The sequence below is a fragment of the Pseudomonas sp. 8_5_2 genome, from assembly GCF_059295255.1.
The window spans coordinates 1,699,532-1,714,739 of the sequence record NZ_CM181238.1 but is presented as its reverse complement, the minus strand read 5'-3'; the positions used below and the strand labels follow the sequence as shown (position 1 = coordinate 1,714,739).

18 protein-coding genes and 1 pseudogene are annotated in these 15,208 nt (G+C 64.0%); 3 read left to right on the top strand and 16 right to left on the bottom strand.

Going from position 1 to position 15,208, the window contains the following annotated elements; all coding sequences use genetic code 11:
* Positions 1 to 116 precede the first annotated feature (116 nt).
* The 3 genes from AC5O5R_RS07890 to AC5O5R_RS07880 all read left to right on the top strand — a co-directional run bounded on the left by AC5O5R_RS07890 (position 117) and on the right by AC5O5R_RS07880 (position 3,304).
* The gene (locus AC5O5R_RS07890) at positions 117 to 554 is read left to right on the top strand and encodes an Lrp/AsnC family transcriptional regulator (protein ID WP_172229294.1); all 438 of its coding nucleotides are present in this window, start codon (positions 117 to 119) and stop codon (positions 552 to 554) included.
* A gap of 472 nt (positions 555 to 1,026) precedes the next feature.
* Complete coding sequence (locus AC5O5R_RS07885; RefSeq protein ID WP_172286680.1) at positions 1,027 to 2,559, top strand: NCS1 family nucleobase:cation symporter-1; 1,533 nt, start codon at positions 1,027 to 1,029, stop codon at positions 2,557 to 2,559.
* Positions 2,560 to 2,575: 16 nt separating this feature from the next.
* Complete coding sequence (locus tag AC5O5R_RS07880; RefSeq protein ID WP_172228632.1) at positions 2,576 to 3,304, top strand: aspartate/glutamate racemase family protein; 729 nt, start codon at positions 2,576 to 2,578, stop codon at positions 3,302 to 3,304.
* A 118-nt stretch (positions 3,305 to 3,422) separates the two neighbouring features.
* Here the strand turns inward: AC5O5R_RS07880 and AC5O5R_RS07875 are convergent, their stop codons facing one another.
* From AC5O5R_RS07875 to ccmA, 16 genes and pseudogenes are all read right to left on the bottom strand, one after another.
* Positions 3,423 to 4,616, bottom strand: a complete 1,194-nt coding sequence (locus AC5O5R_RS07875; protein WP_172228634.1) for a D-amino acid dehydrogenase — start codon at positions 4,614 to 4,616, stop codon at positions 3,423 to 3,425.
* A 44-nt stretch (positions 4,617 to 4,660) separates the two neighbouring features.
* Positions 4,661 to 5,323, bottom strand: a complete 663-nt coding sequence (locus tag AC5O5R_RS07870; RefSeq protein WP_172228636.1) for a histidine phosphatase family protein — start codon at positions 5,321 to 5,323, stop codon at positions 4,661 to 4,663.
* 256 nt (positions 5,324 to 5,579) lie between these two features.
* Positions 5,580 to 5,918 (bottom strand): FKBP-type peptidyl-prolyl cis-trans isomerase, encoded by a 339-nt coding sequence (locus AC5O5R_RS07865; protein ID WP_172228638.1) that lies wholly within the window; start codon positions 5,916 to 5,918, stop codon positions 5,580 to 5,582.
* Between the two features lie 181 nt (positions 5,919 to 6,099).
* Positions 6,100 to 6,507 (bottom strand): GFA family protein, encoded by a 408-nt coding sequence (locus AC5O5R_RS07860; protein ID WP_172228640.1) that lies wholly within the window; start codon positions 6,505 to 6,507, stop codon positions 6,100 to 6,102.
* A 181-nt stretch (positions 6,508 to 6,688) separates the two neighbouring features.
* Complete coding sequence (locus AC5O5R_RS07855) at positions 6,689 to 7,477, bottom strand: PhzF family phenazine biosynthesis protein (protein ID WP_494515152.1); 789 nt, start codon at positions 7,475 to 7,477, stop codon at positions 6,689 to 6,691.
* A 51-nt stretch (positions 7,478 to 7,528) separates the two neighbouring features.
* Positions 7,529 to 7,663 (bottom strand): annotated as a pseudogene (locus AC5O5R_RS07850) (2-hydroxyacid dehydrogenase); the annotation flags it as partial.
* A 103-nt stretch (positions 7,664 to 7,766) separates the two neighbouring features.
* Complete coding sequence (locus AC5O5R_RS07845; RefSeq protein WP_172228644.1) at positions 7,767 to 8,183, bottom strand: hypothetical protein; 417 nt, start codon at positions 8,181 to 8,183, stop codon at positions 7,767 to 7,769.
* 12 nt (positions 8,184 to 8,195) lie between these two features.
* Complete coding sequence (ccmI, locus tag AC5O5R_RS07840; protein ID WP_172228646.1) at positions 8,196 to 9,398, bottom strand: c-type cytochrome biogenesis protein CcmI; 1,203 nt, start codon at positions 9,396 to 9,398, stop codon at positions 8,196 to 8,198.
* Positions 9,391 to 9,867 carry a cytochrome c-type biogenesis protein gene (locus AC5O5R_RS07835; protein ID WP_172228648.1) on the bottom strand — a complete coding sequence of 159 codons (477 nt, stop codon included), beginning with the start codon at positions 9,865 to 9,867 and terminating at the stop codon, positions 9,391 to 9,393. Before AC5O5R_RS07835 ends, ccmI begins: the two co-directional genes overlap by 8 nt.
* Positions 9,864 to 10,400 (bottom strand): DsbE family thiol:disulfide interchange protein, encoded by a 537-nt coding sequence (locus AC5O5R_RS07830; RefSeq protein ID WP_172228650.1) that lies wholly within the window; start codon positions 10,398 to 10,400, stop codon positions 9,864 to 9,866. Before AC5O5R_RS07830 ends, AC5O5R_RS07835 begins: the two co-directional genes overlap by 4 nt.
* Positions 10,397 to 12,370 carry a heme lyase CcmF/NrfE family subunit gene (locus AC5O5R_RS07825; RefSeq protein ID WP_172286687.1) on the bottom strand — a complete coding sequence of 658 codons (1,974 nt, stop codon included), beginning with the start codon at positions 12,368 to 12,370 and terminating at the stop codon, positions 10,397 to 10,399. Before AC5O5R_RS07825 ends, AC5O5R_RS07830 begins: the two co-directional genes overlap by 4 nt.
* A gap of 11 nt (positions 12,371 to 12,381) precedes the next feature.
* Positions 12,382 to 12,837, bottom strand: coding sequence for a cytochrome c maturation protein CcmE (gene ccmE, locus AC5O5R_RS07820; RefSeq protein ID WP_172230176.1), 456 nt, complete (start codon positions 12,835 to 12,837; stop codon positions 12,382 to 12,384).
* The gene (gene ccmD / locus AC5O5R_RS07815; protein ID WP_012273475.1) at positions 12,834 to 13,010 is read right to left on the bottom strand and encodes a heme exporter protein CcmD; all 177 of its coding nucleotides are present in this window, start codon (positions 13,008 to 13,010) and stop codon (positions 12,834 to 12,836) included. Before ccmD ends, ccmE begins: the two co-directional genes overlap by 4 nt.
* The gene (locus tag AC5O5R_RS07810; protein ID WP_172230178.1) at positions 13,007 to 13,774 is read right to left on the bottom strand and encodes a heme ABC transporter permease; all 768 of its coding nucleotides are present in this window, start codon (positions 13,772 to 13,774) and stop codon (positions 13,007 to 13,009) included. Before AC5O5R_RS07810 ends, ccmD begins: the two co-directional genes overlap by 4 nt.
* A 46-nt stretch (positions 13,775 to 13,820) precedes the next feature.
* The gene (gene ccmB / locus AC5O5R_RS07805; protein WP_172230180.1) at positions 13,821 to 14,489 is read right to left on the bottom strand and encodes a heme exporter protein CcmB; all 669 of its coding nucleotides are present in this window, start codon (positions 14,487 to 14,489) and stop codon (positions 13,821 to 13,823) included.
* A complete protein-coding gene (gene ccmA / locus AC5O5R_RS07800; RefSeq protein ID WP_172230182.1) occupies positions 14,486 to 15,118 on the bottom strand; it encodes a cytochrome c biogenesis heme-transporting ATPase CcmA in 633 nt (210 codons plus the stop codon). The genes ccmB and ccmA overlap by 4 nt, the downstream gene beginning before the upstream one ends.
* Positions 15,119 to 15,208: the final 90 nt, after the last annotated feature.

The following is a 15,208-nucleotide window of genomic DNA, read 5'->3' as shown; positions in this document are numbered from 1 at the left end:
CGATGGCAACAGTATGCGAAGGTTACTGGCGGGCCTTCCAGCGGAAAACCAAGGCAAATTAGAAAGCTGACCTTTACTATCAAGGCAAATTACATGGTTTACCTAACGAGGCGAAAATGACGGATGACATCGACCAGACCCTGATCAATGCGTTGATGGAGGACTCGCGCCGCTCGCTCAAAGCCTTGGGCCAGGTCAGCGGGTTGTCCGCGCCCAGCGTCAGCGAGCGCCTGCGCCGCCTGGAAGAGCGCGGCGTGCTGCGCGGCTACACCGTGGAGGTGGACCCGCACGCGTTTGGTTACCAGTTGCAGGCGATCGTGCGCATTCGCCCTTTGCCGGGGCAGTTGCACGAGGTGGAGCGGCAGATCATTGCCATCCCCGAGTTCACCGAATGCGACAAGGTTACCGGCGAGGACTGCTTCATCGCCCGGCTGCACGTGCGCTCGATGGAGCAGCTGGACACCTTGCTCGACCGTATCAATGTACTGGCCGATACCAATACCGCGATCGTCAAGAAGAGCCCGGTCAAGCGGCGGTTACCGCCAATGAATTGATGTCAGCGGTGCCCCGAAAAGGCCCGCACTGGAAAAGCTGCCTATTTTTTGTACACAAGAATGTCACCTTATGTGCCATTTTTGTGTGCACTTTTTAGGTAACGCCCCAATACGTTACACCGTACTCACAACTAATTTTGACCAAATGATCAACTAATTATGCCTCTTGAAATTTAAACCTGTTCATTTGGTCAACTTATAACTTCGTTATTTCATCAACTTATCTTTCAACTAGATAGATTCAAAATGATGGCCACCTGAAGTGTGCTTTTCCCTTGGCATGGAACTGGCTTTTGTGTGTTCGTGTTTTGTATACAAACCGACCAAAACATAAATACACAAGAACTCGCGACGCCGCCCCAACAGCGGCCGCCGCGCCCAGAACCCTGTGATGCCAACGCTGCACCGACGAGATGGCGAGCCCGTGCGCATGCCCGCTCATCGCAGTCACGTGCATCAGGAGCCCGCCGGAATGAGCAACAGCCTCGACCTTGCCCCTGAACTATCCGTCGCCAGCACCCACCCCGCTTCCACCCTCGCCGGCAACCCGCCGGAACTTGCCCTGAGCCCGCGCCTGCATAACCGCGACCTTGCCCCGACGCGCATCGAAGGCAGGCGCTGGGGGCGCTACAGCATCTTCGCTTTGTGGACAAACGATGTGCACAACATCGCCAACTATTCGTTCGCCATGGGCTTGTTCGCCCTCGGCCTGGGTGGCTGGCAGATTCTACTGTCGCTGGGCATTGGTGCGGCGCTGGTGTACTTCTTCATGAACCTGTCGGGCTACATGGGGCAGAAGACCGGCGTGCCGTTCCCGGTCATCAGCCGCATCGCCTTCGGCATCCACGGCGCGCAGATCCCGGCGCTGATCCGCGCGGTCATTGCCATTGCCTGGTTCGGTATCCAGACCTACCTGGCGTCAGTGGTGCTGCGCGTGTTGCTGACGGCCGTGTGGCCGCAACTGGCCGCCTACGATCATGACAGCATTCTCGGCCTGTCGAGCCTGGGCTGGGTTTGCTTCGTTGCGATCTGGCTGGTGCAGCTGGGGATCCTGGCCTACGGCATGGAGATGGTGCGCCGCTACGAGGCTTTCGCCGGCCCGGTAATCCTGATGACGGTCGCCTCCCTGGCGGTGTTCATGTACATCAAGGCTGACGCGCATATCGCCTGGTCGGTGGCCGCACCACTGACCGGCGTTGATATGTGGCGCAACATCTTCGCCGGCGGCGCGCTGTGGCTGGCAATCTACGGCACCCTGGTGCTGAACTTCTGTGACTTCGCCCGCAGCTCGCCGTGCCGCAAGACCATCCGCGTCGGCAACTTCTGGGGGCTGCCGGTGAACATCCTGGTGTTCGCCATGATCACCGTGGTGCTGTGCGGCGCGCAGTTCCAGATCAATGGCCAGATCATCGACAGCCCGACGCAGATCGTCGCCGCCATCCCCAGCACGCCATTGCTGGTGCTCGGCTGCCTGGCCTTCCTGATCGTCACCGTGGCGGTGAACATCATGGCCAACTTCGTCGCCCCGGCCTTCGTGCTCAGCAACCTGGCGCCACGCCACCTGAACTTCAAGCGCGCCGGGCTGATCAGCGCCACCCTCGCCGTGCTGATCCTGCCCTGGAACCTCTACAACAGCCCGCTGGTGATCGTCTACTTCCTGTCCGGCCTGGGCGCCCTGCTCGGCCCGCTGTACGGGGTGATCATGGCCGACTACTGGTTGCTGCGCAAAGGCTGCATCAACGTGCCGCAGCTGTACAGCGAAGACCCGGCCGGCGCCTACCACTACACCAAGGGCATCAACCTGCGCGCGGTGGCCGCCTTCCTGCCGGCCGCGCTACTGGCCATCGTCCTGGCCCTGGTGCCCAACTTCCACAGCGTGGCGCCGTTCTCCTGGCTGATCGGGGCCGGCATCGCCGCCGCCGTGTACCTGCTGATCGCGCCACGCCACCGCCAATACTTTGATGTCAGCGGCGAATGCATTGCCGTCGACCACAGCAGCCACTGACCGGGGAAAACCGAACATGCGTATCCTGATCGCCAACGTCAACACCACCGAAGCCATCACCGAAGCCATTGCAGAGCAGGCCCGCGCCGTGGCCTCGCCCGGTACCGAAATCGTCGGCCTCACCCCCTGGTTCGGCGCCGAATCGGTGGAAGGCAACTTCGAAAGCTACCTGGCCGCCATCGCCGTAATGGACCGGGTGCTGGCCTACGAGGGCCCTTACGACGCCGTGATCCAGGCCGGTTACGGCGAGCATGGCCGTGAAGGCCTGCAGGAACTGCTGAATGTACCGGTGGTTGACATCACCGATGCCGCCGCCAGCACCGCGATGTACCTGGGCCACGCCTACTCGGTGGTGACCACCCTGGACCGCACCGTGCCGCTGATCGAGGACCGGCTGAAGCTGTCCGGCCTGTATGACCGCTGCGCGTCGGTAAGGGCCAGTGGGCTGGCGGTGCTGGAACTGGAGGCCGACCCGCAACGGGCGGTGGAGGCGATTGTCGAGCAGGCCGAACGCGCTGTGCGTGAGGACAGGGCCGAGGTGATCTGCCTGGGGTGCGGCGGCATGGCCGGGCTTGATGAACAGATCCGCCAGCGCACTGGCGTGCCGGTGGTGGATGGTGTGAGCGCGGCGGTGACCATTGCCGAATCGCTGGTGCGCATGGGGCTGAGCACTTCCAAGGTGCGCACCTATGCCACGCCGCGGGCGAAGAAGGTGGTGGGTTGGCCGATGCGCTTCGGTCGCTAGCCTTCTGTTTACCCGTACCGGCCCTGTCGCCGGCAAGCCAGCTTCCACAGGGACTGCGCAAGGTTTGAGGCCTGCGGTACCTGTGGGAGCTGGCTTGCCGGCGACAGGGCCGGTCCTGCTAATCCATCATCCTGGCCAACCGCTGCGCACTGCCACAGGCCAGGGTGAATCCCAAGGCCCCATGCCCCAGGTTCAGCCACACATTGCGATACAGCGTGCCGCCAATCATCGGCACGCCGGTCGGTGTCGCCGGTCGCATCCCTGCCCATTCCACCGCCTGGCCATAATCTGCAGCCTTGGGCAGCGTCTCCAGCGCCAACCGCCGCATGCTCTGCAGCCTGCGTTTTTCTACCGACTCGTCGAAGCCGACAATGTCCACCATCGCCGCCACTCGCAGTTGCTGCCCCAGACGGGCATAGACAATCTTGCGTTCATAGTCGGTCAGGCTCAGCTCCGGCGCCTGGTGCCCGGCACTGATCGGTGCGGTCAGGCTGTACCCCTTCAACGGGTAGACCGGCAGCTTCATGCCTGGCAAAGCCAAAGCTGTGCCGCGATGCCCGGCACACAGCACCACCTGTTCGACGTCCAGCCGGTCGAGCCCCAGCTGCAGCGCCACCACCCGGTCCTGGTGCCGCACCAGTTGCGTTACCGGCTGGCCGAGCAGCAGACGACACTCGCCCGAAGCGCGCAGCAGCGCCGCCAGTCGCTGACAGAACAGGTGGCAGTCGCCGACTTCTTCATCGGGTGTAAATACGCCGCCTACGAACGGCGCGCCATCCAGTGCAGGTTCCAACACGCGCAGCTCGGCTGTACTCAGCACACGCTGGCTGGCCGGGTCCAGCAGCTGATCGCGGCCATGGGTGAAAGCGCGCTCGCTGCGAAAGGCCACCAGCTTGCCGTTTCGTCGCCAGGCAAAATCGCCGAAGTCCTGGCTTTCGCGCCATTGCGCCAGAACAGCCTGGCTGTGCAGCGCAAGGTCCAGCAACTGCGCGGCATTGCGGCGATTGACGCTGCGCCGGCAGGCCAGGGTAAACGCCAACAGCCAGCGCCACTGCGCCGGGTCCATGCGCAAGCGCAAGCGTAGCGGCGACTCACCCTGCAACAGCCAGCCCAGCGCCTGCCATGGCACGCCGGCGTCGGCCAGCGGTGCCACATAGCGATAGGACAATTGCCCGCCGTTGGCGAAGCTGGTGGCCGACGCCAGGCTGTCGCGGGCTTCGATCAGGTCGACCGAATGCCCCTCGCGGACCAGGGCGTAGGCCGTCGCCAGGCCAATCACGCCACCGCCAATTACCGCCACACGCTGTTTCATCGCTCATCCCTGTTCCGGCACCATGGCCGAACAGTACCAGCGGATCAGCTCGGGCAGCTATGCGCGCCGTCGTTCAGGCCCTGGCGCACGTTGCGGCTGAGCAGGCTGGCCTTGCCGTCATGCCAGGTCAGGGTCAGTACGTAGAGGGTGTCGAAGTCGTCGCCGCTCCAGTCCTCGGTGATCACCCGCTCTTCACCGAGGGCCTTGCCGGCCACGCTATTGATCAGCTCCGGGAGGTAACCGTGGGACCAGGCGGTGTACACCGTCGCGTTGCGGTATTTGTCGCTCAGCAGCTCATCGGCCAGTTCGTCGGTATCGTTGGCGCCGTAGTCGATGTTCACCGGCAGGCCCAGGCGGATGGCGCTGGGGGTGATGGTCATCAACGGGCGAATGTAGCTGTAGGTTTGCTCCTGGCTGCCTTCCTCGACATGCCGTGAAGGGTTGGCAGCGAACACATAGTCGGCCTTGCCGAAGCGCTCGGGCAACAGCGTGGCCAGATCCAGCGCACGGTTGAGGCCTTGGCAGTTCAACTGGCCCAGCCCCTCGCCCGGCTTTTCGGCATGGCGCAGGAACACCAGGGTCTGGGTGCCATCTACCGGTTGTGCCCGGCTTTCGATTGCCTCCATCGCCAACGGTACGGCGACGGCTGCAAGCACCAGGCTCAGCAGCAAGGGGCGACGACGGCGGAAGAATGTAGGCAACTTCATCAAGGCAGGCTCGTGTGGCAAAGAAAATCGGGTCTACCCGCCACATCGCCCCGCTTGCGGTATCACGGGGCGCCATTAGTAGTGAATGCCATCCTTGGCAACGAGTGAGGGTCAGAGTGCCCTGAACCCGTTTGGTTCCTCCCTGGAGGTGGATGCCGTTCCCTGGGCAATGCTTAGATTAAGGGAACGGTGTTGCTGAATTGTGTACGGTGCCAGAACCTGGGTAATAGGTCGGTGCCCGTATGCAGGGCCCTCATCAATCATCCCGCGTCAGCACTTCCAGCAATTCGATCTCGAACGTCAGGTCCGAATTCGGCGGGATTGCCGCCATGCTGCGCTCACCATAGCCCAGCTGGGCCGGCACCAACAGTTTGCGCTTGCCGCCGACGCGCATTCCAATGATTCCCTGGTCCCAACCCTTGATCACCCGGCCTGTGCCGATCACGCACTGGAACGGCTTGCCGCGCGACCAGGACGAATCGAACTCGCTGCCGTCGGCCAGCCAGCCGGTGTACTGGGTGGTGATCAGGGCGCCTTTGACGGCGGCTTTGCCTTCACCCTCGACCAGGTCGATGATCTGCAGTTCTTGGCTCACGGGGACACTCCAACGCTGGAAAACAAAGCCGCCCTTTTCTCAGGAATGCACCGGTTTGGCAAGTGTGTGCGGGGTCAGGCAAAAGATAGATGCACGGTGGCATTCTCTGGAGGCATGGCTGGGCGCGGAGGCGAGCCAGCCGTAGGGAGCGCATCAGGGCTGACAAGTGCACCGACCTGAATCAGCTGGTCTGCTCAAACACCTGCTGCCCGGTCATTTCCCTGGTCTGGTTGGCAAAACAGTACCAGGCAGGTTTCTCTTCAACGAAGATCTGCATATTGAAATCCCAGTCCTGGTCGCCGTCGAGCAGGCCGACCGGGACGGCATGGAAGTCGTTGGCCTTGAGCCGGTAGTAGAGATGTGTGCCGCATTGGCCGCAAAAAGCGCGTTGAGCCCAGTCGGACGAATCGTAGACGCTGGGCGCACGCCCTTCGATCAGCGGGGGTTTGCTGCAATCGACCACCAGCAGCGGGCCGCCGGTCCACTTGCGGCACATGCTGCAGTGGCAGGCGCTGATGTGGGTATTGTCGACGGTGACGGTAAGCCGGGTAGCGCCGCACAGGCAGGTGCCGTGTTTTTCCAGGGCCATGGCTGGCTCCTTGAGCGGAAGATGGGCCTGCAAGTATAGATGCGCGCTCTTGCAGGAGCGGCCTTGTGTCGCGATGGGCTGCGAAGCGGCCCTAGGATTCAAGCGGACACGTTGGATCCTGGGGCCGCTTCGCAGCCCATCGCGACGCAAGGCCGCTCCTACAAGGGGCAATATCGGTCGGTCAGATGAACACAGTGCCGCGCAGGTACAGCGCCGCACGCCCACTGATTATCACCCGGCCATTGCCCGGCACTTCACACCGCAGCTGCCCTTTGCGCACACCGCCCTGCTCGCAGGTCAACACGTGCTTGCCCAGGCGTTCGGCCCAGACCGGCGCCAGCGAGGTATACGCCGAACCTGTCACCGGGTCTTCATTGACGCCAACCCGCGGGCCAAACCAGCGCGTGACGAAATCAAAGCCACGGCCTGCGGCGGTCACGGCGATGCCGCGCACATCGAACGCCGACAGCGCAACGAAGTCCGGCTTCAGCGTATCGAGCAACAGGGCGTCATCGATCACCACCACATAATCGTCGCTGTGGTACAGCGCCTGCGCCTGGCTAAGGCCCAACGCCTGGAGCAGCCCGGCCGGTACGTCCACGGCCACCGGTTGCTTGGCCGGGAAGTCCATGGCCAGCAGCCCGTCAGCGCCCCGGCTGACGCGTAGCTCGCCGCTGCGGGTATTGAAGCGCAGCACCTGGGCATGCTCGCCCAGTTGTTCGAACAGCACATAGGCCGAGGCCAAGGTGGCGTGGCCGCACAGGTCGACTTCCACGGTGGGCGTGAACCAGCGCAGGTCGAAGGTTCCCCCATTACGTACGAAGTAAGCCGTTTCCGACAGGTTATTCTCTTCGGCAATGCGCTGCAGCACGTCGTCCGGCAGCCAGCTCTGCAGCGGGATCACTGCAGCCGGGTTGCCACCGAAGGGTTCGGCGGAAAAGGCATCGACCTGGAAGATTTCGAGTTGCATGCACACACTCCTTGTTACCTGGGCGCTGCCAGGCGGATATCTGGGAAAAGGTTACAGGCGCACTGGGGTCAACACGGGTTCGCCGGCGAAGAACGCCTGCAGGTTGCGCAGCACCCGATTGACCGTAGCGCGCGCCCCTTCCGGTGACTGGCCGGCTACGTGGGGTGTGAGCACGGAGTACCCCAGCACCTTGACCGAGCGCGCCGCGAGTCAGTACGGCATCGATTTCGTCGGCATGCCGCTGGATGGCGTCGGCAGGTGTTTCGGCACTTTTGCGGGCAAGCCCGCTCTACTGGCCGAAAGCGCGCCCCAGCCCACCCGGCACACCACTGCTGTCGGTGTCCTGCCAAGGGCCGTTCGGGCTCAGCGACCAGCTCCAGCCATTGTCGAACCGGTAATAGGTGCGCTGGCGGTAGAAGGTATTGGGTTGCTTCTCGAGTACGTAGACACCCAGCTTCGGGTCCCAGTGGCTGGCCCCGCCAGGCGGTGGCGCAAAGCTGGCCGAGGTACGTGGCATCGGCTTGGGAATCGCCGCCGGCTTGCTTGGCTGGGTGGACGGCTGCCCACCCGGCAGCGGCTTCACAACCGGCCCCTGCGGCGGCACCCGCTCGATCGGTGGCGCGGGCTGCTCGTACGGCTGATGCACCGTACACGCAGACAAACCCAGGGCCAGGGTGATCAGGGTCAGGCGGACGGTGCTGTGCATGGCAGTGCTCTCTTACTTGTCAGGGCTGTCGATGGTCAGGTGCTGGGTGGCCTGGCTGGCGCTGGGCATTGGCGCGCCCTGGCCAATCCACTCGCCATGGGTAGGCTGGCCAGCCCGTGACACACGTGCAACCAGTTGGACTTCGCTGAAGTCGGACAGTTTCATCTGCGGCATCATCGCATCGGCATCAGACAACTCCACCTCGATCGGCAACTGCGCCACCGTCACCCGCTTGGCCGCCAGCGGCATCGGTGGGCCATTGCTGGCGCGGGCAAAGATGAACACCGTGTCCTCCGGTTTGACCTTGTCCTGCAACGCGGCAGCCAGTTCTACCCGCACCTTCAAACGGGCCGTTGCTACTGCCGCCGCGGGCTCTGCGGCCTGCGCTGGCGAGCCGCCCAAGCGCTCGGCGGCGCGATCAATGCCGCCCTGCAGGGCCGCACGTGAGGTATCGCCTTCCGGCAACTGCGCCAGCAGGCGCTTCCAGTAGTCGATGGCTTCCTGATAGCGCTCGCCTTCGAACGCGGCAATACCGCGCAGGCCCAGGCTGGTCACTTCGTTGGCGTCGGCCTGCAATGCTTCGTCAGTCAAGGCCTGGAGTTGCGGACTCCATTGCTTGTCGGCGGCAAAGTACAAGGCCTGGGCCCACTGCCCGAGCAGCTCTGGCTGACGACCGGCAAGGGCCACGGCACGCTCGAAGGTACGCGCGGCATCAGCGGGGCGCTGATCGGCCATATAGGCGCGGCCGAGGAAGTAAAGGGCCTCGGCCGAATCCGGCTGGGCCTTGACCACGCGCTCCAGGCGGGTAGTCATTTCTTCCATCGACTTGGGTGCCTGGGCAAACTCCTGGGTCAGGGCCACCTTGTCGGCCGCACCAAAATGCAGGTACAGCCCCAGCGCCATCAGCGGCACCAGTACGGCCGCAAGCAACGGCAAGGCCTTGCCAAGATGGCCCTGACGGGGTGCCTCGGCGCCTTCGGTATCGGCCAGCAGCTCTCGGGCAGCCTCGTCGCGGCCCTTGGCCAGCTGCGCCTCGTCGAGCACTCCGGCGGCCTGCTGGGTAGCCAGTTCGGCGATGCGCTCCTGGTACAGGGCCACGTTCAGGGCGGTGCGGTCTTCTTCTGCCTGACGACGACGGCCACGCAGGATCGGGATCAGCAGGAAGCTGAGGGCAGCGAGCAGCAGCAGGCCCGCGCTAAGCCAGAATTCAATCATGGGTCTGTTCTTTATCCAGCAGTTTGGCGAGACGCTCGCGTTCTTCGGCAGACAACTCATTACCGCCCGGTGCGGCCGTACTGCGGCGGCGGCGCACGATCAGCGCCAGCACCACGAAACCACCCGTCAGCAATATTCCCGGGCCAAACCACAGCAGCCAGGTGCGGCCACTGAGCGCCGGCTTGTAGCGCACGAAATCGCCGTAGCGGTCGACCATGAAGTCGACGATCTGCTGGTTGTTCTTGCCTTCACCGAGCATGCGAAAGATTTCCCGGCGCAGGTCGGCGGCAATCGGCGCGTTGGAATCGGCGATGTCCTGGTTCTGGCACTTGGGGCAGCGCAGTTCCTTGGTCAGCTGCTGATAGCGCTCGCGCTCGGCATCATCGCGAAACTGATAGGTGTCGATGGCTGCCTTGGCCACACTCGCTACGCCCAGGCCCAGCACAACGGCTGCCAGCCAGCGCTTCATGGCTTGGCCTCGTCGACCAGGCCCTGATACAGCGGCGCCAGCTGCTCACGCCACACGGTGGCATCGACGATGCCCACGTGCTTGTAGCGGATCACACCCTTGGCATCGATCAGGAAGGTTTCCGGCGCGCCATACACGCCAAGGTCCAGGCCCAGGCTGCCCTGCTCGTCACGGATATCCAGCTGGTAGGGGTTGTGGAATTCGGCCAGCCACTTCTGCGCGGCGGCGTTGTCGTCCTTGTAGTTGACCCCGTGAATCACCACGCCCTGCCGGGCCAGCTGGTTCAGGTAAGGGTGCTCGACCTTGCACGACGGGCACCAGGTGGCCCAGACGTTGACCAGCGCCGGGCGGCCGTGCAGATCGACCTGGGTCAGCGTGCGGTCACCCTGGGTCGAGGCCAGGGAAAACGCGGGGAATGGCTTGCCGATCATTGCCGAAGGCAGCTCGTCGGGCTTGAGGAACAGCCCCTTGTACAGGAACACCACCACCAGCAGGAACACCACCAGTGGGACTACCATGATCCAACGCTTCATGCAGCTGCTCCAGACACGCCCAGGGCCTCACGCACCCGGGTCTTGACCTTGACGCGGTAGCGCCGGTCGAGGGCCGCCAGCAACCCACCCAGGCCAGTCAGCAGACCGCCCAGCCAGATCCAGCGGACATAAGGCTTGATGTGCACGCGCACGGCCCAGGCGCCGTTTTCCAGTGGCTCGCCGAGGGCAACGTACAGGTCACGGGTAAAGCCGGCGTCGATGCCGGCCTCGGTCATCATCGACTGCTGCACGGTGTACAGGCGCTTCTCCGGGTGCAACGTGGTGACCTCACGGCCATCGCGGCTGACCACCACGGTGCCCCTGTCGGAGATGAAGTTCGGCCCTTCGAAATGCCTGGCACCCTGGAACAGGAACTGGTAACCGCCCAGCTCCACGCTTTCGCCCGGCGCCATGCGCAGGTCGCGTTCGGCGCTGTTGTTGCTCGACAGCACCACGCCCAGCGCGCACACCGCCAGGCCCAGGTGCGCCAGTTGCATGCCCCAGTAGCTGCGACCCAGGCCTGGCAAGCCCTTGATCAGGCCTTTGTGGCGGGTCTTGTCGAAGATGTCACGGAGCCCGCCGAGCACCACCCAGGCGGCCAGGGCGAAGGCGGTCAGGGTCGGCCAGTCGAAGTCGTCGACGATGAAGCCGGCAGCCGGGGCGAGGATGGCGCTGCCGATCAGCACGGGGGTCATCATGCTGACCAGCCATTTGCCCGGGGTGTCCTTCCAGCGCACCAGCACGCCCACGCTCATCACCACCATCAGCAAGGCCATCAGCGGCAGGAACAAGGCATCGAAGTACGGCGGGCCGACCGACAGCTTGGCCCCGGTAAGCGCATCGAGCACCAGCGGGTACAGCGTACCGAGCAGAATCATCGAGGCCGCCACCACCAGCACCAGGTTGTTGGCCAGCAGCAACGTCTCACGCGACCACAGGGTGAAGCCGACCTGGCTCTTGACCACAGGCGCACGCAGGGCGAACAGGGTGAGCGAACCACCGACCACGAACAACAGGAAGATCAGGATGAAAATGCCGCGCGACGGGTCGGCAGCAAATGCGTGCACCGAGGTGAGCACGCCGGAACGCACCAGAAAAGTCCCCAGCAGGCTCAGCGAGAACGCGGCAATGGCCAGCAGCACGGTCCAGCTCTTGAACACACCGCGTTTTTCGGTCACTGCCAGCGAGTGGATCAGCGCCGTGCCCACCAGCCAGGGCATGAACGAGGCGTTTTCCACCGGGTCCCAGAACCACCAGCCCCCCCAGCCAAGCTCGTAATAAGCCCACCAGGAGCCCAGGGTGATACCCACCCCGAGGAAGGCCCAGGCGACAATGGTCCAGGGCCGCGACCAGCGCGCCCAGGCTGCGTCCAGGCGACCGCCGAGCAAGGCGGCGATGGCGAAGGCGAAGGCCACCGAGAAGCCCACATAGCCCATGTACAGCATCGGCGGGTGGACGATCAGACCGAAGTCCTGCAGCAGCGGGTTAAGGTCACGGCCATCGGTCGGCACCTGCGGCAGCAGCCGCTGGAACGGGTTGGAGGTGATGATCAGGAAGCTCAGGAAGCCCACGCTGATCATGCCCATTACCGCCAGCACTCGGGCCAGCATCACCTGCGGCAACTGCCGCGAGAACACCGACACGGCGAAGGTCCAGCCGCCGAGGATCAGCGCCCACAGCAGCAGCGAACCTTCGTGGGCACCCCATACGGCACTGAACTTGTAGTACCAGGGCAAGGCGCTGTTGGAGTTGCTGGCTACATAGGCAACCGAGAAATTGTCGGTCATGAAGGCATGGGTCAGGCAGGCGAAGGCAAAGGCCAGGAAGGCAAACTGCCCCCAGGCCGCCGGCCGCGCCAGGCTCATCCACAGGCTGTCGCCACGCCAGGCGCCGAGCAGCGGCACGCTCGCCTGCACGATGGCAAAGCAGATGGCCAGGATCATTGCCAGCTGGCCGAGTTCGGGGATCACCAGTGCAGCGTTCATGGCTTGGCCTCCGCGCCGGCGGCGGCCTGGCCGCTTTCCTTCAAGGCCTTGGTGACCTCGGGTGGCATGTACTTCTCGTCGTGCTTGGCCAGCACCTCATCGGCCACGACCACGCCTTCGGCGTTGACCTTGCCGAGGGCAACAATACCCTGCCCTTCGCGGAACAGGTCGGGCAGGATGCCGCGGTAGGTGATGGGCACCGACTTGTTGAAATCGGTGACCACGAAGCGCACGTCCAGCGAGTCGGCCGAGCGCTGCACCGAGCCCTTCTCGACCATGCCGCCGGCGCGGATGCGCGTATCCTGCGGCGCTTCGCCGTTGGCGATCTGGGTGGGTGTGTAGAACAGGTTGATGTTCTGCTGCAATGCGCTCAAGGCAAAGCCGACGGCAACCCCGACGCCGACCAGCAGGCCGACGATGAGCAACAGGCGTTTCTTGCGCTGCGGATTCACTGGTTGTTCTCCCGGCGCAAACGGCGCGCCTCTTCTTGCAGGTAACGACGGCGGGCCAACAGGGGTGCGGCGACATTCAGCGCCAGCACTGCCAGGCAAATGCCATAGGCCGACCACACGTACAGGCCATGGTGGCCCATGGCGAGAAAGTCACCGAAGGTGGCAAAACTCATTGTGCCGCCCTCCGCCCCAGGCTGTTCAACACTTCGTCCTTGACCCAGCTGGCGCGCGCTTCGCGCTTGAGCACTTCAAGGCGCATGCGCAGCAACAGCACGGCGCCGAAGAAGCAGTAGAAGCCCAGCGCCGTGCACAGCAACGGCAGCCACATCTCGGCGGGCATCGCCGGTTTTTCGGTCAGGGTGAAGGTGGCGCCCTGGTGCAGGGTGTTCCACCACTCCACCGAATACTTGATGATCGGGATATTGATCACGCCGACAATCGCCAGCACCGCGCAGGCCTTGGCCGAACTGTCACGGTTACTGATTGCCTGGCCCAGCGCAATGATGCCGAAGTACAGGAAAAGCAGGATAAGCATGGACGTAAGTCGTGCATCCCAGACCCACCAGCTGCCCCAGGTCGGCTTGCCCCAGATGGCGCCGGTGACCAACGCCACGGCGGTCATCCAGGCGCCGATCGGCGCGGCGCATTGCAGGGCGACGTCGGCCAGTTTCATCTTCCACACCAGGCCCACCACCCCGGCCACTGCCAGCAGCACATAGCAGGACTGCGCCAGCATCGCCGCCGGCACGTGGATATAAATGATGCGGAAACTGTTGCCTTGCTGGTAATCCTCGGGCGCAAAGGCAAGGCCCCAGGTGATGCCGACCGCCAGCAGCAGCACGGCAGCGCCAGCCAGCCAGGGCAGCATGCGGCCGCTGATGGCATAGAACCATTTGGGGGAGCCCAGCTTGTGGAACCACGTCCAGCTTATTTTCATCAGGGTACATCCAGGGTATTTGCCGGGCTTGAGAGCCCGGGACTCGTTATTCGCCAACGCTGATCTTCAGGCCAGCCGCTATCGCAAAGGGTGCCAGGGTCACGGCCAGGGCCGTCAGGCTGGCGAGCCAGAGCAGGTGGCCGGTTGCGGGCATATTCTGCAACGCCGCCTGCAACGCACCACTGCCCAGGATCAATACAGGGATATACAACGGCAGAATCAGCAATGCCAGTAACAAACCACCACGCTTCAGACCGACCGTCAGCGCGGCACCTACCGCACCCAGCAAACTCAACACCGGCGTACCCAGCAACAAGGAAGCGAGCAACACCGGCAAGCACTGGCTGGGCAGCCCCAGCATCAATGCCAGCAGTGGCGCCAACAGTACCAGTGCCAGCCCGGAAAAGATCCAGTGCGACAGCACCTTGGCCAGCACCAGCAGCGCCAGCGGATGCGGCGACAGCACCCATTGTTCCAGCGAGCCGTCTTCGAAATCGCTGCGGAACAGGCCGTCCAGCGAGAGCAGCACCGCCAGCAGCGCCGCCACCCAGACCAGGCCTGGCGACAAGGTTTGCAACAATTGGCTTTCCGGGCCGACCGCCAGCGGGAACAAGGCCACGACGATGGCGAAGAACACCAGCGGGTTGGCCAGCTCGGCCGGGCGCCGGAACAGCAAGCGCGCTTCACGGCGCAGCAGCAGGATGAATACGCTCATGCGGCCCACTGCCCCAGGTTCAGCTCACGGTAACCGGACGGCTTGCGGTCGAGCGTGTGGTGGGTGGTCAGCACCACCGTGCCGCCCTGCTCGCAGTGGGCTGCCAGGTGCGCTTCAAGTTGCGCCACGCCTTGCTTGTCGAGGGCGGTGAACGGCTCGTCGAGAATCCACAGCGGCGGGCAGGCCAGGTGCAGCCGGGCCAGGGCCACGCGGCGCTGCTGGCCGGCAGACAAGGTGTGGCAGGGCACGTCTTCGAAACCGCGCAGGCCTACTGCCTGCAGCGCCGCCCAGATCGCATCGCGGCTGGCGGGCTGGTGCAAGGCGCATAACCAGGTGAGGTTTTCCTCGGCAGTGAGCAGGTCCTTGATACCGGCGGCATGGCCGATCCACAGCAGGATGCTGGCCAGGGCATGGCGCTGCTCGGCCAATGGCTTGCCGCCCAGCAGGATCTGCCCGGCGGTCGGCTGCATCAGGCCCGCCAACAGGCGCAACAGGCTGGTCTTGCCACTGCCGTTGGGGCCGCTGATCTGCAGCATGTCGCCGGGCCGCAGCTCGAAAGCGAGGTGCTCGAACAGCAGGCGCCAGTCGCGCTCGCAGGCCAGGCCTGCGGCTTGGAGGTGAAGGGTCACGGTTTCGCCTTATCTTGGTAGGGCCCAGCCCGATATTTTGCCTGTTTCGCGGGCAAACCCGCTCCTACCGGTACCGCGCAGCGCTCGGAT